18 protein-coding genes and 1 tRNA gene are annotated in these 19,219 nt (G+C 47.5%); 14 read left to right on the top strand and 5 right to left on the bottom strand.

All coding sequences use genetic code 11. The annotated features are described in order from the left end of the window. Positions 1-87: 87 nt before the first annotated feature. Positions 88-159 (bottom strand) — tRNA-Val (locus NG833_RS00135). Between the two features lie 45 nt (positions 160-204). Between NG833_RS00135 and NG833_RS00130 the strand changes: the two genes are divergently transcribed. The 7 genes from NG833_RS00130 to arsC all read left to right on the top strand — a co-directional run bounded on the left by NG833_RS00130 (position 205) and on the right by arsC (position 5,930). Beyond that, positions 205-831, top strand: a complete 627-nt coding sequence (locus NG833_RS00130; RefSeq protein ID WP_254563305.1) for a metal-binding protein — start codon at positions 205-207, stop codon at positions 829-831. A 129-nt stretch (positions 832-960) separates the two neighbouring features. Then, the gene (locus NG833_RS00125) at positions 961-1,284 is read left to right on the top strand and encodes a XisI protein (protein WP_254563304.1); all 324 of its coding nucleotides are present in this window, start codon (positions 961-963) and stop codon (positions 1,282-1,284) included. A 56-nt stretch (positions 1,285-1,340) separates the two neighbouring features. Next, positions 1,341-2,189: a nucleoside triphosphate pyrophosphohydrolase gene (mazG, locus tag NG833_RS00120; protein WP_254563303.1), complete on the top strand. Its 849-nt coding sequence runs from the start codon at positions 1,341-1,343 to the stop codon at positions 2,187-2,189. A 563-nt stretch (positions 2,190-2,752) separates the two neighbouring features. Then, a complete protein-coding gene (locus NG833_RS00115; protein ID WP_254563302.1) occupies positions 2,753-3,082 on the top strand; it encodes a helix-turn-helix transcriptional regulator in 330 nt (109 codons plus the stop codon). A gap of 91 nt (positions 3,083-3,173) precedes the next feature. Then, the gene (locus NG833_RS00110) at positions 3,174-4,202 is read left to right on the top strand and encodes a PstS family phosphate ABC transporter substrate-binding protein (protein ID WP_254563301.1); all 1,029 of its coding nucleotides are present in this window, start codon (positions 3,174-3,176) and stop codon (positions 4,200-4,202) included. Between the two features lie 124 nt (positions 4,203-4,326). Next, entirely contained in the window at positions 4,327-5,478 is a 1,152-nt protein-coding gene (gene arsB / locus NG833_RS00105; RefSeq protein WP_309143822.1) for an ACR3 family arsenite efflux transporter, read from the top strand. 38 nt (positions 5,479-5,516) lie between these two features. Beyond that, the gene (gene arsC / locus NG833_RS00100; RefSeq protein ID WP_254563300.1) at positions 5,517-5,930 is read left to right on the top strand and encodes an arsenate reductase, glutathione/glutaredoxin type; all 414 of its coding nucleotides are present in this window, start codon (positions 5,517-5,519) and stop codon (positions 5,928-5,930) included. Here arsC and NG833_RS30895 read toward each other — a convergent pair. After that, entirely contained in the window at positions 5,875-6,081 is a 207-nt protein-coding gene (locus NG833_RS30895; protein WP_375293866.1) for a hypothetical protein, read from the bottom strand. The two genes, arsC and NG833_RS30895, sit on opposite strands and share 56 nt — an antisense overlap. A 214-nt stretch (positions 6,082-6,295) precedes the next feature. Between NG833_RS30895 and pstS the strand changes: the two genes are divergently transcribed. The 4 genes from pstS (at position 6,296) to pstB (ending at position 10,689) form a co-directional block, all read left to right on the top strand. Then, positions 6,296-7,420 carry a phosphate ABC transporter substrate-binding protein PstS gene (pstS, locus tag NG833_RS00095; RefSeq protein ID WP_254563317.1) on the top strand — a complete coding sequence of 375 codons (1,125 nt, stop codon included), beginning with the start codon at positions 6,296-6,298 and terminating at the stop codon, positions 7,418-7,420. Positions 7,421-7,539: 119 nt separating this feature from the next. Next, entirely contained in the window at positions 7,540-8,502 is a 963-nt protein-coding gene (pstC, locus tag NG833_RS00090) for a phosphate ABC transporter permease subunit PstC (protein ID WP_254563299.1), read from the top strand. A 173-nt stretch (positions 8,503-8,675) separates the two neighbouring features. Next, entirely contained in the window at positions 8,676-9,515 is an 840-nt protein-coding gene (gene pstA, locus NG833_RS00085; protein WP_254563298.1) for a phosphate ABC transporter permease PstA, read from the top strand. Positions 9,516-9,861: 346 nt separating this feature from the next. Next, a complete protein-coding gene (pstB, locus tag NG833_RS00080) occupies positions 9,862-10,689 on the top strand; it encodes a phosphate ABC transporter ATP-binding protein PstB (RefSeq protein WP_254563297.1) in 828 nt (275 codons plus the stop codon). A gap of 300 nt (positions 10,690-10,989) precedes the next feature. Here pstB and NG833_RS00075 read toward each other — a convergent pair whose 3' ends face one another. Then, complete coding sequence (locus NG833_RS00075; RefSeq protein ID WP_254563296.1) at positions 10,990-11,994, bottom strand: patatin-like phospholipase family protein; 1,005 nt, start codon at positions 11,992-11,994, stop codon at positions 10,990-10,992. 381 nt (positions 11,995-12,375) lie between these two features. Between NG833_RS00075 and NG833_RS00070 the strand changes: the two genes are divergently transcribed. Further along, positions 12,376-12,831: a hypothetical protein gene (locus tag NG833_RS00070; RefSeq protein ID WP_254563295.1), complete on the top strand. Its 456-nt coding sequence runs from the start codon at positions 12,376-12,378 to the stop codon at positions 12,829-12,831. Positions 12,832-13,083: 252 nt separating this feature from the next. On the opposite strand, the gene NG833_RS00065 is transcribed toward NG833_RS00070, so the two are convergent. Together NG833_RS00065 and NG833_RS00060 are read right to left on the bottom strand one after the other, a co-directional pair. Further along, positions 13,084-14,118: a M28 family peptidase gene (locus tag NG833_RS00065; protein ID WP_254563294.1), complete on the bottom strand. Its 1,035-nt coding sequence runs from the start codon at positions 14,116-14,118 to the stop codon at positions 13,084-13,086. A 153-nt stretch (positions 14,119-14,271) separates the two neighbouring features. Then, entirely contained in the window at positions 14,272-15,600 is a 1,329-nt protein-coding gene (locus NG833_RS00060; protein ID WP_254563293.1) for a glutamate-5-semialdehyde dehydrogenase, read from the bottom strand. Between the two features lie 450 nt (positions 15,601-16,050). On the opposite strand from NG833_RS00060, the gene NG833_RS00055 reads away from it, so the two are divergent. Both NG833_RS00055 and NG833_RS00050 read left to right on the top strand, forming a co-directional pair. Continuing rightward, entirely contained in the window at positions 16,051-17,766 is a 1,716-nt protein-coding gene (locus NG833_RS00055; protein ID WP_254563292.1) for a zinc metalloprotease HtpX, read from the top strand. 82 nt (positions 17,767-17,848) lie between these two features. Further along, positions 17,849-18,805, top strand: coding sequence for a 3'(2'),5'-bisphosphate nucleotidase (locus tag NG833_RS00050; protein ID WP_254563291.1), 957 nt, complete (start codon positions 17,849-17,851; stop codon positions 18,803-18,805). Positions 18,806-19,219: the final 414 nt, after the last annotated feature.

Genomic DNA, 19,219 nt, shown 5'->3' with positions numbered 1-19,219 from the left:
CTCATTTCTCGCGAGTTTATCATAACCCTGAGTCATGAACCAAGCGATCGCCCCGAGGGTTGCCTTTGGTTTCATAACATTTCACAATGGGCGATACTGGATTCGAACCAGTGACATCCTGCTTGTAAGGCAGGCGCTCTACCACTGAGCTAAACGCCCTTTTTTCCCGACGGATCACATCATAACACAGTTTTTGGAAATTTCATGCCATCTGGTCGAACTCATGACGAAATTACTTTGTGGAGCTTACCCTTGGTGGCAGGAGGGACTTATGCACAGACCCGCAGCAGCAGTCTGACCCTGATTGTTGCCGGTGGGTTTTTGTTTAGTGGACTGATGTTTGGCCCGGATTTGGATATCTATTCTCAGCAGTTTCAGCGCTGGGGGTGGTTACGGTGGATCTGGCTGCCTTATCAACAAAGTTTACATCATCGCTCCTTTTTGTCTCATGGTCCCTTGGTGGGGACGGCATTGCGGATCCTCTATTTGGGGATTTGGATCGGGGCGATCGCCTTTGGAGTCGTCCTGGTAGGGGATTCCCTGGGACTGTTTACTTGGAATCCGTCCACAGCATCAACGGCGATCGCCCGTACCCTCAAACAGCACCCAATGGAAGGAATCGCCCTCTTCCTCGGATTAGAACTCGGCGCCATGAGTCATTCCCTCAGTGATTGGATCGGATCCGCTTACAAGCGATTCAAAAAATACGGATGGTCTGCTATTTTTAATCCAAGCAAAAAACCCCGAACTCCCGCAAAAAAACGCATCAAGCGTCACACATCCTCGACCACCCGTCGTCCCCAAAAAGCCTCCACCAAGGGCAAATCTTAAGTTTAAACCCGGTTTTAAAGCCAGAAACTCAACAATTTGGCAGGAATTCAGTCAAAATGATTTAAGCGCCTTTAGATAAAATCACCATCAAGCCATCGTTTCCCCCTGCCTTTTTCATGAATTAAAACAATGGATACCAGCCAGACCTATCGAGACATTGTAAAACAGGTGATTCTGGGTTACGCTCAATTAAAGCCCTCTCACGGAGACATCCGATTAGATCCGGTTTTTGATGAAACTAGAGACCACTATGCCCTGATGCAAGTCGGTTGGGATAGAGGACGTCGGGTGAGAGGGAATTTAATTTATTTGACTTTAAAAAATGGAAAAGTTTATATTGAATATGATGGAATGGAGCGCAGCATTACCGAAGAATTGACCAGTCAAGGTATTCCCAAAAATAAAATTGTTTTAGCCTTTTTTTCGGAGACTTCAAAAGTGCCAGTTGGCTAATTGTTGTTAATTTTTTGTGATGTAAGTCTATTTTAGTAACCCAGGTATCACCCTAAATGTCAAATCCGGAATTTGCCAACTTAACTCCTTCTGATTCCCCCGCCTTACCCGCATTGGAAAAGTTAATTCAGGTAGTGGCACAGTTGCGATCGCCTGAAGGGGGATGTCCCTGGGATTTAGCCCAAACCCCCGAAAGTTTAATCCCCTACATTATTGAAGAAGCCTACGAAGTGGTCGATGCGATTAAAAGTGGCGATAAACAAGCCATTGCCGAAGAATTAGGCGATTTATTATTACAAGTGGTCTTGCAATCCCAAATTGCCAGCGAAGTCAACCAGTTTAGTTTGGCTGAAGTTGCTGAAGGGATTGCCGAAAAACTGATTCGCCGTCATCCTCATGTTTTTGGCAATGTTGAGGTGAGTAGTGTTGAAGAAGTCCGGACGAATTGGGAGCAAATCAAAGCAGAAGAAAAAGGGGAAACTGGAACGGAAGTCAAACCCCTAAGTGATAAACTGGGTCGATATGCCCGAACTTTGCCCCCTTTGATGGCGGGAATGAAGATTTCGCAAAAAGCGGCGGCTGTTGGTTTTGAATGGGATAATGTGGAGGGAGTTTGGGAGAAATTTGAGGAAGAGTTAGGGGAATTCCGTTATGCGATCGCCCATGAAGATAAAGCGCGCCAACAAGCAGAATTAGGGGATTTGTTATTTGTGGTGATTAACCTCGCCCGATGGTACGATTTAGACCCTTCGGAGGGGTTAGCAGAAACCAATCATCGATTTGTCCAGAGATTTTCTAAACTGGAATCCGCTTGCGATCGGCCTTTGTCTGAATATACTGTGGAAGAATTAGAAGCGATTTGGCAACAGATTAAAGTGCTTTTGGCAAAACAAAAGCAGGCATAAGTCATTGGTCATTGGTCATTTGTCATTGGTCATTTGTCATTTGTCATTGGTCATTTGTCATTGGTCATTGGTCATTTGTCATTTGTCCTTTGTCCTTGGTTGATGGAGGTGGATGTCCACTGTCCCCACTTCAGTTGTTTCTTCCTGTTCGTAGTAACGACTGAAGTCGTTTCTTCCTGTTCGTAGTAACGACTGAAGTCGTTTCTTCCTGTTCGTAGTAACGACTTCAGTCGTTACGGCGTGACTTGGCGATCGCCAAGTCACGCACCCCTGTCCGGATCCTCCAGTTCCTAAACAGGCGCTTAATCCCCTTATGGTGAGTGTCACGGCTTCAGCCATGAAACGAGTGAAGTCGGGACGTTGAACTCAGGAAGAACGACTGAAGTCGTTACTACGAACATGGATAACGACTGAAGTCGTTACTACGAACATGGATAACGACTGAAGTCGTTACTACGAACATGGATAACGACTGAAGTCGTTACTACAAACATCCTCCCCATCCTCCCCATCCTCCCCATCTCCCATGCTAAAATCGGGCCTAGATATTTCAGGAAAAGTTGATGGTTAATACCACTCAGAATGCACCGGCAGAGATTGCAGCGGGTTTTCATGCCTTTTCTGACCCGTTGCGGATTTCAATTTTGGAGTTGCTGCGCGATCGCGAGTTGTGTGTCTGTGAACTGTGCGAAATTCTCGACGTGAGTCAGTCTAAGCTGTCGTTTCACCTCAAAACCCTCAAGGAAGCAGCTCTAGTTCGTTCTCGCCAAGAAGGTCGCTGGATCTACTACAGTCTGAATATCCCTCAGTTTGCCTGTCTTGAACAATACCTTGCCGAGTACCGTCGGTTTAGTCCGATTCTCCCAGCTAGGTCCTGTAATAAAGAGTCCTGAATTTCACCTTTACTAAAATTTAACCTAGCTAATCAAGTTTTATTGATATATTCATCCTAGTACCCCGTAATTGTTTTTTGGGGAAAGGGTTATGAACGCAACAGCACAGCGGGTTTTGAGCGGCGTGAAACGGTGGGCGGCGATCGCAGGAGTAGCGGCCCTGATGGCATCCTGCCAAAACAGCAATTCTCAAGTCTTACAACCCATCATCATGGATGGGTCTTCTACGGTGTATCCCATTACCCAGGCGATCGCCGACTCCTATCGAGAAACTCATCCCAATCCGGCAGAAGTGACCGTGGAATTCTCCGGGACCGGGGGTGGGTTTCGCAAATTCTGTGCCGGGGAAACAACCATTAATAACGCTTCACGACCGATTAGCGTAGAAGAGATGGCCGCCTGTCGCGAATCTGGGGTTCCCTATATCGAATTACCCATCGCTTTTGATGCCATTACCCTGGTGGTTCACCCGGACAATACTTGGGTCGATCGCCTGACGGTGGAAGAGTTAAAGAAAATTTGGGAACCCACGGCCCAAGGTAAAATTTCCAAATGGAATCAGGTCCGGTCCTCTTGGCCAGATCGCCCCCTGACCTTATTCGGCCCAGGCACAGACTCCGGGACCTTTGACTATTTCACCGAGGCGATCGTCGGGGAAACCGATGCCAGTCGCAATGACTATACCGCCAGTGAGGATGATGATGAACTGGTTGAGGGCGTGCGTCGGGACCCCAATGCCCTGGGTTATTTCGGCTATGCCTACTATGAAGCACAGCGCGAAGGACTCAAGGCAGTCGCCCTGGATCATGGCACAGGTCCAATTATGCCCTCTCGGGAAACAGTAGAAAACGCTGAATATCAGCCCCTTTCCCGTCCCCTGTTTATTTATGTGAATGCCGACGCCGCCCAGAAAAATCCAGCACTTCAGGCTTTTGTCGAATTTTACCTAGAGCAGGCCCCGGAACTGGTCCCTAACGTCGGTTACATCCCTCTGCCGGAAGAAGGCTACCGTTTGGCCTACATCCATTTTCACAGACATAAGGTGGGGACTGTCTTTGATGGCAAAGCTGCCTTTGATTTAACCATTGGCGAATTGCTGACCAAACAAGCCAAGTTTTAAGGTCAGCCGGTTGACCCATCTCTCCTTGCTCATATCAAGTTTTGTTGAAATAACTTGACCCATCAACTTTTTTTGATGTAGAATCGAAAGCGATTTAGAGACTGTAAGGACGAGGGAAATTGTTGTGAATGAGGCCAACGAGCATTTGAGGCAGCCTGTACAAGCGGGTGGCAAACTGAGTATTTTTGAGCGATACCTGACCCTGTGGGTTTTTCTGTGCATTATTGCCGGGATTATCCTGGGTAAATTGTTTCCCGGTGTCGCGGTTACCCTAGATGCCATGAGCATCTATCAGGTGTCTATTCCGATCGCCATCTGCCTGTTTTTCATGATGTATCCCATCATGGTGAAAATCGATTTCACCCAAGCAGCCAATGCAGTTAGGGCACCGAAACCTGTATTGCTGACCTTAATTGTGAATTGGTTAATTAAACCCTTCACAATGGTGGCTTTTGCTCAATTTTTCTTGGGTTGGTTATTTCGTCCCTTGATTGTGGGAACGGAAATTATTAACAACGAGACCATTGATATCGCGAGTTCTTACATTGCCGGAACCATACTGTTAGGAATTGCGCCCTGTACGGCGATGGTGCTGATGTGGGGATATCTCTCCTTTAGTAATCAGGGACATACTTTGGTAATGGTGGCGATTAACTCCCTAGCCATGCTATTTTTGTATGCACCTCTGGGAAGATGGTTATTGGCGGCCAATGATTTAACCGTTCCCTGGCAAACCATTGTGTTATCGGTGCTGATTTATGTGGGATTGCCTTTGGCGGCGGGAATGTACAGCCGATATTGGATCTTGAAAAATAAAGGTCGTCAGTGGTTTGAACGGGAATTCTTGAAATATTTGACGCCAATTTCGATTACGGCATTGCTGATTACTTTGGTGTTGCTGTTTTCATTTAAGGGGGATTTAATTGTTAACAATCCGCTGCATATTTTATTGATTGCTGTTCCGCTGTTTATTCAGACCAATTTTATCTTTTTAATCACCTATGTGGCGGGATTAAAAATGAATATCGCTTATGAAGATGCGGCTCCGGCGGCGTTAATTGGGGCGAGTAATCATTTTGAAGTTGCCATTGCCACAGCGGTGATGCTGTTTGGCTTAAATTCCGGTGCAGCACTGGCAACCGTAGTCGGGGTGTTAATCGAAGTGCCGGTGATGTTAATGCTGGTGGAAATTTGTAAGAAAACGGCGAACTGGTTTCCCCGAGAACCGGAGAAAGCCACCTTACGCGACCCCCGTTGTTTTCCGAGTTTGAGATAAGTTCGAGCAGAGTTTGGCAAAGTTAAAAGAGAAAAATCATGACGAAGAAAGTAATGTTTGTTTGTAAGCGCAATTCCTGCCGATCGCAAATGGCGGAAGGATTTGCGAAGACTCTGGGTGAGGGAAAAATTGAAGTCACCAGTTCAGGGTTAGAATCCAGTCGAGTCCATCCCACTGCGGTTGAAGTGATGGAGGAAATTGGGGTAGATATTACCAATCAAACCTCGGATCCGTTGAGTGATTTTCAGGCAGAGGATTATGATGCGGTGATTTCCCTGTGTGGTTGTGGGGTGAATTTACCTGAAGCGTGGGTATTGCGCGAGGTGTTTGAGGATTGGGAATTGGAAGACCCTGATGGGAAACCGTTGGAGACATTTCGGGCGGTGCGCGATGAGATTAAAGCGCGGGTGAGTAAACTGATAGAGGCGATCGCCACAGAAGTTCCGGCATAAAGCGAGGGTCCCGAGAGAGTTGAAAAATGAATAGAGGCGATCGCCAGGTTGACAGCAACAGGGCGATCGCTTTCCTTGGTCTGAAAACGACCAATAACCAATAACCAATGACCAATAACCAATAACCAATGACCAATGACCAAGGACCAATGACCTCCTAAGTCATGGATTGCCTAAATTTGTTGTCAAATTGGATACTTTTTTTTAGAGCCAAACCCCTGTGAGCAGAGGAATGAGATAGAATTGCAAGGCACCGGGGAAAAATTTCAGGGGGGAGACTTTAACGCCTATTAACCCAATCTTTACCCTGAAGCGGTATTCTGCAATCGTGATCGTCACAAAACTAGCCAAACCTACCCATTCACATCATGCATTTACCCAATCCCATTAAACCGGCTCGAATGGCGTTTTCCCTGTCTGTTATGGCACTGACCTTGGGGATCGGGGCTTGCCAGGGACCCACTGCAGAGAATACCGTGACCTCAGAGGGGGGGACGGGCAAACTCGCCTTAACCGAATCCGTCAACTTAACAGGTGCCGGAGCGACTTTTCCCGCGCCGATTTACCAACGTTGGTTTCAGGAATTTAATCAGGTAAATCCTCAAGTTCGCACCAATTATCAATCCGTTGGCAGCGGTGCTGGCGTCCAGCAGTTTTCTTCAGGCACCGTCGATTTTGGGGCCAGCGACGTAGCCATGACGGATGAAGAGATCCAAGCGATGAACCGGGAGGTTCTGATGCTACCGATGACCGCTGGTGGCATCGTCTTGGCTTATAATTTGCCTGGAGTGGAAACCGGGCTGAAGCTTCCTCGGGAAGTCTATGTGGATATTTTGATGGGTGAGATTACCCAATGGAATGACCCGCGCATCGCCGCAGCGAATCCCGGTGTGAACTTACCCGATCAAGCGATCACCGTGGTTTATCGTTCCGATGGAAGTGGAACCACGGGAGTGTTTACCAAACATCTCTCCGAGATTAGTGAAAAGTGGAAAGAGGGCGTCGGTGAAGGGAAAACCGTAGAATGGCCGACGGGAATTGGCGGAAAAGGGAACGAAGGGGTTACTGCTGCGATTCAACAAACCGCAGGTTCGATCGGCTATGTTGAGTATGGCTACGCCAAAAACAACAATATCCCGATGGCGGCTTTAGAAAACCAATCCGGCAATTTTATTGCTCCGAGCGATGAAGCCGCGAGTAAAACCCTGGCAGCCGTAGAACTGCCGGATAATCTCCGGGCTTTTATTGTTGATCCCGAAGGTGCTGAATCTTATCCCATTGTTACCTATACTTGGCTGCTGGCTTACGAAGACTATTCCGATCCCGAAAAAGCTAAAGCCCTCGAAGCAGTGATTGAGTACGGATTGAATGAAGGACAACTGCGGGCCGCCGAATTAGGTTACGTTCCGCTCCCGCTGAATGTCAGACAGAAAGTGGCCGCCCAAGCGAATGTGATTAGCCCTGACTATGAAATTGAAGTGACCGAATAGCCGTCCGGTTTTGGTATTCGAGGAGATAGCAAGCGGATTGGACTGCTTGCTATCGTTCTAGCCTGCTATTTTTCTATAATCGAAGGCGATAGCGTAAATCGCTTAATCTATTTTAAGTAATGAGTAAACTAGCTGAAACTATGGATATGGACGAGGAAAGAGCGATTCAACCTCGCCAACAACAAGAGCGCGTGATGGATAGCGGGTTTTTCTGGGTCACGCGGATTTTTGCCTTTGCGATCGCCGGGATTTTGGTCTGGATGGCGATCGAGGTGGCGATCAAGGCGGTGCCTGCGATTCAAGCCTTTGGATTGAATTTTTTGACCTCAAGCTCCTGGAATCCAGTTCGGGATGAGTATGGGGTCTGGCCGATGATTTATGGGACCCTGGTCTCGTCAGCCCTCGGTCTAATGTTTGCGGTTCCCCTGGGCGTAGGGACTGCCATCTTTTTGAGTGAAGATTTTCTGCCCAAATCAGTCCAGACCGTTCTGGTGTTTATGGTGGAATTGTTAGCCGCCATTCCCAGCGTGGTGTATGGGTTATGGGGAATTTTTGTACTCATTCCCTTCCTACAACCGATTGGGGTTTTTCTGCATAATACCCTGGGCTTTTTGCCAATTTTTTCCACAAGTCCAGTGGGACCGGGGATGTTACCCGCCGGGATCATTTTAACGATTATGATTTTGCCGATTATTACGGCAATCTCTCGGGACTCGTTGGCATCGCTGCCACCGGAGTTGCGGCAGGCATCTCTTGGGTTAGGGGCGACAAGGTGGGAAACGATTATTCGAGTTTTAATTCCAGCGGCATTTTCGGGAATTGTGGGCGGGATCATGTTGGGATTGGGCCGTGCGATGGGAGAAACGATGGCCGTTACCATGATTATTGGGAATTCTAACGACATGAACTTCTCTCTGCTGGCTCCGGCAAATACGATCTCCTCCTTGTTGGCGAATCAGTTTGCTGAAGCCTCTGGGTTACAAGTTTCGGCTTTGATGTATGCCGGGTTGGTTTTATTCTTGCTGACTTTAGTGGTGAATATTTGTGCCGAGCTAATTGTTCGGAAAGTTAAGAAGTTTTAGTCATTAGTCATTGGTCATTAGGATGGCTGAATAATCAAGACAAACCACAAAGGACAAATGACAAATGACAAATCACAGTTGTTTAGGGGTGCAATACCCAGTCTGATATGTCACAGCCTTTTTCAAGTCATAACGACGATTTGTACAACGCTACCCCAGACGGGGAGCAGCTAATGCGGAACTATAAAAGTCCGCGATCGCTGTTTGTCTGGGTGATGACTCTGTTATCCGGTGCTTGTTTAGTGCTCACTCTGATTCCGTTATTTGCGGTGATGATTTATGTGACCATTAAAGGGTTTAACCGGCTGAATTTGGATTTGTTTACCCAACTTCCGCCTTCAGCAGGGATGCAAGGAGGCGGGATTGCCAATGCGATCGCCGGGACTCTGATGATGGTGGGGATCGCCGTTGCCATTAGCGTTCCGATTGGAGTGTTTGGAGCAGTTTACTTGTCCGAGTTTAGTTCCGTTCAGGTCGCCCGATGGATTCGCTTTGCCACCAATGTCCTGAGTGGGGTTCCCTCGATTATTGTGGGGATTTTTGCTTACGGTATCATTGTATTGGCGACCAAACAGTTCTCGGCTTTTGCAGGGGGGGTGGCCCTCTCGGTTCTGATGTTACCGATTGTCGTCAGAACCACCGATGAAGCCCTGCAAATCGTTCCTCCTGATGTGCGATGGGCGTCAGTGGGGGTGGGAGCCTCCAACCATCAAACCGTCTTGAGGGTGGTGCTACCAGCAGCGTTACCTGCTATTATCACAGGACTAACCCTGGCGATCGCCCGGGCTGCGGGAGAAACGGCTCCCTTAATTTTCACGGCTCTCTTTACCTTTTTCTGGCCCCAAGGTTTGTTTGAACCAGCCCCCTCTCTAGCGGTGTTGGTTTATAACTTTGCCTCGGTTCCCTACGCTAGTCAACAAGAACTGGCTTGGGCTGCCTCATTGATTTTAGTGTTGTTGGTTCTACTCACTAGCATTTTGGCTCGCTGGGCCACTCGGAAAAGCATTTATTAAAGACAATGCTTGAGGTTCAAAATGCTACCGGCAAAATTTAAAGTTCTTAACGATCTTAAACTTTCAGAAAACTGTATGATAAGATACAGCGCTCTGCTTGAGAGTAGGATTGTCGAAGTTTAATTTTTTTCCAGTGTAGACCGATCGCCAAAGCAGTTGTGACCGTTGCGATCGCACTTCCTTCTTAAAAATTCACTTCCGAGCTGCTGCAACTCTGGTCAGAGGATGTGAGCGGTTGGAGTTCGGTAGTTTGTCAACCCTAGGCTGTTGGCGCTCGATCGCATAAAAGTGGGACACACAACTGCACTCAAGTTGAAATATCTAGTAAAAGTCAAGGTGGATTTTTATGCCTTTCGATCGGCAAATAGCCAATCATCAGTACCAAACTGAACCCCAAACAGAAGCAATTCTGCGGACGGACAATCTGAACGTTTATTACGGAGAAACTCTCGCCCTCAAAGGGGTGAACTTGGATATCCCGAAAAAACAAATTACCGGATTTATTGGACCTTCGGGATGTGGTAAAAGTACCTTACTCCGCTGCTTCAACCGTCTCAACGATTTGATTAGTGGATTCCGGATTCAGGGAAAATGTTCCTACTACAATCAAGACCTCTACGATAAAAAAATTGACCCAGTAGAGGTCCGTCGGCGCATTGGAATGGTGTTCCAGAAACCGAATCCTTTCCCCAAATCCATTTATGACAATATCGCTTATGGAGCGCGAGTCAATCGGTATAAAGGGAATCTGGATGAATTGGTGGAAACTTCATTGCGTCGCGCCGCTTTATGGGATGAAGTGAAAGATAAATTAAAGTCCAATGGTTTATCTTTATCCGGGGGTCAACAGCAACGGCTATGTATCGCCCGGGCGATCGCCATTAATCCCGAAATCGTCCTCATGGACGAACCCTGCGCCTCCCTCGACCCCATCTCAACGATGAAAGTCGAAGAGTTAATGCAGGAACTCAAAGAAAACTACACCATTGTGATTGTTACCCACAATATGCAGCAAGCCTCGCGCTCTTGCGATTATACCGCCTTTTTCAATGCTCAAGCCACCGAAGATGGGAAGCGCTTTGGCTATCTCGTTGAGTATGATAAAACGGAAAATATTTTCCAAAATCCCCAGCAAGAAGCGACTCTAGAGTATGTGAGCGGACGATTCGGTTAAAGGGCCAAGTTCTGAATCGTTGAATGGGGGTTTTGGACTGAATGATTCAAGATTCCCCCAACCGAGGCGATCGCTGAGTTCAACCTTCTCTAAGGGTTCGAGTATCGAGACTCGTACCGCTCCATCTCTCCTTGACCAATCCTTAAAGGGTCAGGAGTTTTTTATTGTTATTTTTCCCTGGAAAGGGAGGTGCGAGGGAGAGGTATTTGATGTCTAACCCTGCATACAGAATCAGGATCTATCCCCATTGGCAAATGCCATCAAATAGGGGCAGTTCATGTGCTGACTGCCCCTACAAAATTACCGTTTATAGCGTTCCTGAACATGAATTTGAGGGGGTTCAGCTTTCCTCAAACACATATCCAAACATTCTACAACTTCCACTAAATTCATGTAGGCATCAGCCGCTTCAACTAAATTGTTGATATTCTCTTTGCTGGCATCGTCCATATCATCGCTCAAGGGTTTATGAATTAACCGGCGATCGAGGGGAAATTGTAAACGCGCATAGCGAGATTTATCTCCAATCACATAATCCGTGATATAATGATAAACTTCACAAGGTGCATCGGTCATCACTTTAACCACGCGCCCGCCCCAAATCCATTGCAAAGTCCCCCAAGAGCGAGCTTGTTCCCAGGGAATCACCCGAGTTGCTGCACCTGTTCCAATGGAAATCACTTCCAAATCTTCTAAGCGATGACCCAGGCGAATCGCTTCAGCGACAGCGCAAGCGGTGGGATTATTCGCCGCTAAACCGCCATCAATGGCCGACATCACCTCACCATCAACGACTAATCGGTGTGCCGGAAAGAAGGTGGGAGCAGAAGCCGAACACAGGCAAGCTTCCCAGACGGGAACATTGGCAAATTTCTCTTTCCAGCTTTTAAAAATAATGGGCGATCGGCCAATGGTATCGTAACTGGTAATTAATAACTTGGTTGCATTAATCTCGGACAACCGTTTATTGCCCAATAAATCTTTGAGCATTCGGATCAGTCCATCTTCGGAAAACTTCGGGGCTGAAGGGCCATGCTTCAAGAGTAAGGGGAGTCGCTTGAGGGTCCACCGGCTTTTGTAGGGAAAGACTTTTTTAGACTTTTTCCGGTAAAGTTGGACAATTTTCTCGCAGGGAATTCCCATCGCGATCGCAGCACCCACCATTGATCCCGTAGAAGTTCCCGCAATTAAATCAAAATGATCTCGTAACGGCAACTCCAGTCGTTCTTCAATCCGTTGCAACATTCGCGCCGCTAATACACCACGAATTCCGCCACCATCGATGCTCAGTATCCGATAAGTCATCGTAACTACTCCTGATATTTGAATTGGGGATAAGGGGTAAAAGGGTTAAGAGATTTTACCCCGTCTCGGTGGGGTTGCCTCGTCTTATGTTCCTTTGTTGATGATTCTGTTCCTTGACCCTAATAGCTACTGTACTAACTCTGTAGAAGAAATCCGGAAGATTTCCAGATTCGGTCCCCTGAATTTGGGGGGAATTTTTGCAGTTACAGACAATCCCTGCGATCGCCTCCGACCCCCACCCCTAAGCTGGAACCCTTGCTCTAGGGGCTGTTTTATGGTAATAACAGACAGGGGTTATCCCCTTTGGGGGTCTTTTTTTGGGGATAACCCTTCCCAACATTATTTGTTTTGTTATTTCATTGGTCAGTTTAGGAGTGTACTGTGGAATCCTTTCAACCTTGGTTATCGTATGTGGGAATTGGAGTCGGTGTAATCCTCGGGGGAATAGTGCTGATTTGGATTAGCGTTTCCCTGATTATTTTTTCCAAAACTAAAGGATTACCCCAGGCGATCGGGGTCTTTTTTACTCAAATTGGCCAAGGGGATATCAATGGGGCCTATCAGTCCACTAGCGATCGCTTTAAAAGCAAAACCTCTAAACAACAATTTGCTAAATTCATCAAAACCCACAAACTGAATCAGTATCAGCGCACTACCATGTCAATTCCCACGACTGAGGGGGAAGTTCACTGTCTGGATGTCACCGTGATTTCTAAAACAGGTCGGGAAGTGCCGGTGCAAATGAGACTGGTTAAACAAGAGAAAGTTTGGGTGGTTGATGATTTAACCTATCAATATAATAACCCCAAAAAATCTCCCGCTGCTGCCAAGAAATAATCGGAAAAGCCCACACCCTAAAGGGTGGAGGCTCACAGGACGAAGCCCGCCTGCGCGGGCTATAGCAGTCCTAAATCAGTTGTGTCATGGATCCAAACCTGAGTGAGAGCCTTGGGAGTGCGGTAAGCGCAGCTATGCCGTAGGCTTTGCATCTTGCTCGCTATCTTTGTTACAAGTCATTTAGGATTGCTATAGTAAAGTTTTGTTAGTTCCTTAACGATCGCATTTGGATGATTTATTTGTTGGAATCTCCTAAATCGATGAAGCAATTCTCCCCTGGGCAAGTTCTTCTATCACTCGTTCTAAACCGGATACCACTCGGGCAAGGCGATCGTAATTGACTTGATCCGGGGTGTCTTGCAGGGTGTGATAAAAGGGATAGCGAAATGGGGCGGTATCCGTGACCATTAGGGCGGGATAATCAAACTGCCAAAATGACCAATGATCGGACCAACCCGCCCCGGGTGTTCCTCCTGGCATTGCTGCACCTTCTGAGGGAAATTGGGTATGACTGCGGAAGGAACCGATGACCTCTCGCAAGAAATTTCCCGAGGGGAGATTGCTGACAAAGGTAATAAAATTGCCGGTAATGGGATAAACTAAGTTTAATAATCCCAGGGGATACTTTTGAGAACCGGGCTGGTCAGAATAGTAGCCCATTGTTTCTAAACTCAGCATTCCCACAATTTTTTCCTGGCGATCGCGACATCGTTTTGCATAGACAAAACTGCCCATATTTTCAGTCCAAAAAAACGGCGGTTCCTCATTGGTAAAGGCCACAAATCGTAGAGTGCGCGCCGTTGGTTTGTCTGCAAATTCCCGGGCTAGGGCTAAGACGGCTGCGGTTCCACTGCCATTATCATTGGCTCCTGGAGACCCCACCACCGAATCATAATGAGCGCCAATAATGATAATTTCCTCGGGCTTTTCCCTGCCTATTTTCTCAACCTCTAAGTTATGAAACTGCTGCCCATTCACTTCATAAGTTTGTCGTTTCGGTTCATAACCCGCAGCGGTAAATTCCCCTTCTATCCAATCCGCAACCGCTTCTAATTGATTGTAGAAAAAATAGTTATGTTCGCCAATTTCCTCTCCTGAAATCTTTTCGATAGATTGGCGCAGTTCCACTTGCAAGGCTTGTTCGCGTTCAGTTAAGGCGGGTAAGTCTCCCACATAACTTTTTCCGGGCATATTAATCACGGTGTTCCAGCCGAATGTTAGTAAAAAAATCACGATGAGTGATAACACTGCTACTCGAATGAGAGCAGCTTTTGTGAATACTTTCATAGGGTATTATAAGAGGTTAAGTATGCAATTTTGTGTGAAATTTTGATTATTTTTAGCGTTTCTACATTACCCCGAAATGTAGAGGCGATTCTCGAATCGCCTCTACATTATTTTAAAGAAGGGAAAACCTGTTTTTTCTTCCCCTGCTTAAAATTAGGCTAAATTGCGATGGATGAAGGGTTTCGCCTCGGGACCGGAATAGGTTGCCACCACTTGACCATTCCCGACTAATTGATATTTGTAAGTGACTAATCCTTCCAGTCCAACGGGACCTCGGGGTGGCATTTTTTGGGTACTAATTCCCACTTCCGCCCCGAAACCATAGCGGAATCCATCAGCAAAACGGGTGGAACAATTATGGAAGACTCCGGCAGAGGCAACTTGAGAGAGAAACAGATCCGCAGTGGATTGTTCTTCGGTGACGATCGCATCTGTATGACCGGATCCATAAGTATTGATATGAGAAATTGCCTCTTCTAGGAAATGGACCACTTTAATTGATAAAATCAAGTCCGTATATTCCGTTTTCCAATCCTCCTCTGTTGCCGGTTCCCAATCCTTCAGATTCGGGCTATTTTTCAGGATATCTTGACTTTTCTGATCCAACCGTAATTGCACCTGACGCCCTTGGAGTGCAGCGGCAACTTGGGGTAAAAATTCCGGGGCGACTGCCTCATGAACCAGCAAGGTTTCGATCGCATTACAAGCTGCCGGATACTGAGTTTTAGAATCAACGGCGATCGTCACCGCTTTTTCAATGTCTGCCGAAGCATCCACATACAAATGACAAATCCCCTCCGCATGACCCAGGACCGGAATGCGTGTATTGTCCTGAACAAACCGCACAAACTCATTCGACCCTCTCGGGACAATTAAATCTACAAAATCATCTAATTTTAATAACGCTAACGTTTCTTCCCTCGTCGTTAGCAACTGCACCACATCCGGGTCAACCTCCGTCTGGGCCAACCCTTGGCGAATTGCTTTAACAATGGCTGCACAAGAATGATTCGCCTCTTTTCCTCCTTTTAAAATCACCCCATTCCCAGATTTAATCGCCAGGGCGGAAATTTGAATTGCCGCCTCGGGACGGGCTTCAAAAATTACTGCAACCACCCCTAATGGTGCAGAAACTCGCTTGAGAATTAAGCCTTCATCTAATTCCCGATGAAGCTGAATTTCACCCACCGGGTCCGGGAGTTTGCCCACATCTCGGACTCCGGCAATGGTTGCCTCTAATTTGGTCCGGTCCATTTTCAAGCGGTTGTAAAGGGGTGTGGAAATGCCATCCGCTTGGGCAAATTCACAATCTTTAGCATTGGCGGCAACAATTTCTGCGGCAGCGGATTGTAAAGATTGGGCGACTGCCTCGATCGCCTGATTTTTGGCCTCCGTAGAAAGTCCCCCCAATTTCCGGGCAGCGATTGCCGTAGATTGAGCAATTGTAACTAGATTTTCCGAACCAATTTGCATGGATGTCATGGTAATTTTATCCGGTAGATTTTCCCGTTAAGACTGTAGTGTTTGACACCAAATATGGTCCTTTGTCCTTTGTCCTTTGTCCTTTGTCCTTTGTCCTTTGGATTACTGAATACTCAACCAATGACCAATGACCAATGACCAATGACCAATGACCAATGACCAACGACCAACGACCAACGACAAAGGACCAATGACAAATGACCAATGACAAAGGACAAAGGACAAAGGACCAACGACCAACGACCAAGGAAAGTTTGACTTTAACCCACGCTCTTAACTTTTTTCATGCTATAGCCAAATCTTTAACTTTTGTGGAGTTTTAGACCAAAAACCCCCAAGCATAGGTTATGACAGAAAGCAGGGAAAACTTTCCCAAGGGCATTGACAAAATTACCAAGCTTTGGGTGTTTAAAACCTGTTCACTGTGTAATCGTGACATGGAGAGTGTTTATGACTGAATCCTCTTTCCCAAAAGCAGGACGTAGCGGGACTACCCGCGTCAAGCTGAACATGACTGGAGTCGGAGGGAATCTCGCCTGGGCTTCCTTAGTGACTATGACCCTCATGTTTGGGATGGTTTTCGTGTTGTGTTTAGGCGTTTCCCTGATTCTCAACAGCGAGAATCCGGTGATGGGCTTAGGAATCGCGATCGCCGGTACCCTCGTCTTTAATATCGCCGCCTTTTTCCTATCCCCTTGGATTATGGATTTAACCCAGCGATGGCTGTATGGGACTCGCTGGATTGACCTCACCGAACTGAATCGCAAGAGTCCCGAATCGGCAGAAATTATCCGGCAGATTTGTGCCGACAAAAAGCTGAAACAACCGCGTTTGGGGATTATCGACGACCAAAACCCCACCGCCTTTACCTATGGGTCTCTCCCCAATAGCGCCCGTTTAGTCGTCAGCGAGGGACTCTTTACCTATCTCGATGATGATGAAGCAGCCACCGTCTACGCCCACGAACTGGGTCACATCGTCCATTGGGACTTTGCGGTGATGACCGTTGCCTCCACCTTAGTTCAGATTACCTATCTGATTTATGTGTTTGCCCGTCGGATGGGACGTGGGGGGGAAAAAGCCAAGGATATCGCCGGTCAAGTGGCAATGGCTGCCTATATCTTTTACATTGTCGGGACCTATTTGCTGCTGTACCTCTCCCGAACTCGGGAATATTTTGCCGATCGCTTTGCCGCAGAAACCACCGGCAATCCCAACGCCCTCTCCCGGGCACTGGTTAAAATTGCCTATGGGTTAGTAGAGGAAGGACAAAAAGCGACCGAACCCAGTCGGTTAGTAGAAGGAACTCGGGCATTAGGCATCTACGACCATAAAGCCGCTACCTCCACAGGCACAACCTACCGAATTTCCAGCAAACCGGACCAAATTGGGCGAGTGTTTCTCTGGGATATGTTTAATCCCTGGGGATGGTGGATGGAGTTGAACTCCACTCACCCCTTAACTGGGAAGCGGGTTCGCGCCTTAAGTACCTACGCCGAACAGTTGGGATTAGACATCGAGTTCGACATGGGGCGGATTATGGGAGAAGGCAAGACTCTGAGTAAGAGCAAATTATACGGCAGTTTTGTCGGGGATTTATTCCTCTATATGGCCCCGATTATTGGCTTGATTGCAGGGGCGGCTGCCTGGTTCTTCTTACCCATACCTGGAGGAGACTTTGCGCTTTTTGCCTATCCCTTACTGGGCTTAGGAATTGGCCTCTTGGTGAAAACCGTTGTCATGTTCCCCAACTTTGATCGCGCCCCAGAAACCGATATTCTCACCTTAATGGCGGACCCCTACGCCAGTCCGTTGCGGGGTAAACCGGCTAAACTCAAAGGCGAACTGATTGGACGGGGAGATGCCGGATATACTTTCGGGTCGGATTTGAAACTGCAAGACCCCAGTGGATTGCTATTTCTGCGTTATGCCTCCCGGTTTGGTCCCATTGGCAATTTCCTGTTTGGCATGAAGAAGGTGAAAAGCCTGATTGGAATGCAGGTTCATACCTTGGGTTGGTTCCGACGGGGCGTGGCCCCCTGGATGGATTTGATCCAGTTAGAAACCCAGAATGAAACCAAGGTGAACAGTTATCATCGCTTCTGGTCCTTTTTGATGAGTGGCGGGATGATCGTCGTCGGAATCGTTTTGCTGTTTATCGTTTAATCTGACTAGACTTGGGATTAGCAAGAGTCTAAAGTTTGTAGAGACGCGACGTCGCGTCTCTATTTGTTTGAAGAGGTTTAAGATGTCATACGAACGGGAAAAACAAGTTGCCATTGATGCGGCGATCGCGGCTGCAAAACTCTGCCAAGCAGTACGCCGGGAAATTCCGGTGGCGATGGAAAAAATCGATAAAAGCCCTGTCACCGTGGCAGATTATGGGTCTCAGGCGTTGATTTGCAGGGCATTGGATGCGGCATTTCCCGAAGATGCGATCGTGGGGGAAGAAGATGCGACGGATCTGCGCAGCAATGCCGAACAACTCCAGAAAGTTACCCATCATGTTCAGTCCCTGGTTCCCGATGCGACGCCGGAACAGGTTGCCGATTGGATCGATCGCGGCAATGGCGAAGTTGGGGGAAGATTTTGGACCCTAGACCCCATTGATGGGACCAAAGGATTTTTGAGACAGGATCAATATGCGGTGGCGATCGCCTTAATTGAAGACAACGAGGTGAAAGTCGGGGTGATGGCTTGTCCCGCCCTCAAGTTAGAATCAGGAGAAGAGGGGGCCTTATTTGTCGCCGTCCGGGGAGAAGGGGCGACAATGCAGGCAATCTCAGGAGGAACCTGGCGATCGCTGCGAGTCGTTGCCGCTGATGATGTGGAAAATATGCGGTTTGTAGAAAGCGTAGAAGCCAGTCACGGCGACCAATCCAGGCAAAATGCCGTCGCTAAAGCCGTCGGATTCACCGCCGAATCCCTGCGAATGGATTCCCAAGCCAAATATGGAATTGTTGCATCGGGACAAGCGGCATTATATATGCGCCTCCCCTCCCCCAAAACCCCGGATTACCGCGAGAATATCTGGGACCACGCCGCAGGGGCGATCGTTGTCGAAGAAGCGGGAGGGCGTGTCACCGATATGCATGGCAATTCTTTACCCTTTGGCATGGGTAAAAAAATGGTCAACAATCAAGGCATCGTAGTCAGCAATGGTACCATTCATGACACGGTATTGAAAGCCTTACAAGACTCATAACTTCTCCAAGTTCGTAGTAACGACTTCAGTCGTTCTCTTTCTCAGTTCGTAGTAACGACTTCAGTCGTTCTCTTTCTCAGTTCGTAGTAACGACTTCAGTCGTTCTCTTTCTCAGTTCGTAGTAACGACTTCAGTCGTTCTCTTTCTCAGTTCGTAGTAGTAACATAGACAAGTTGCTATAACACCACGGTTTTTGGAACCTGTTAGTTCTCGCCATTTACTCAAAAAGCGGTGACATGGAACCCGGAAACGACTGAAGTCGTTACTACGAACATAAGAAACGACTGAAGTCGTTACTACGAACTTAAGAAACGACTGAAGTCGTTACTACGAACTTAAGAAACGACTGAAGTCGTTACTACGAACTTAAGAAACGACTGAAGTCGTTACTACGAACTTAAGAAACGACTGAAG

It is taken from the genome of Oscillatoria sp. HE19RPO, from assembly GCF_024220515.1.
Lineage (GTDB): Bacteria > Cyanobacteriota > Cyanobacteriia > Cyanobacteriales > Laspinemataceae > Laspinema.
The sequence above is the reverse complement of the archived record's forward strand: the minus strand, read 5'-3'. Positions and strand labels throughout refer to the sequence as shown.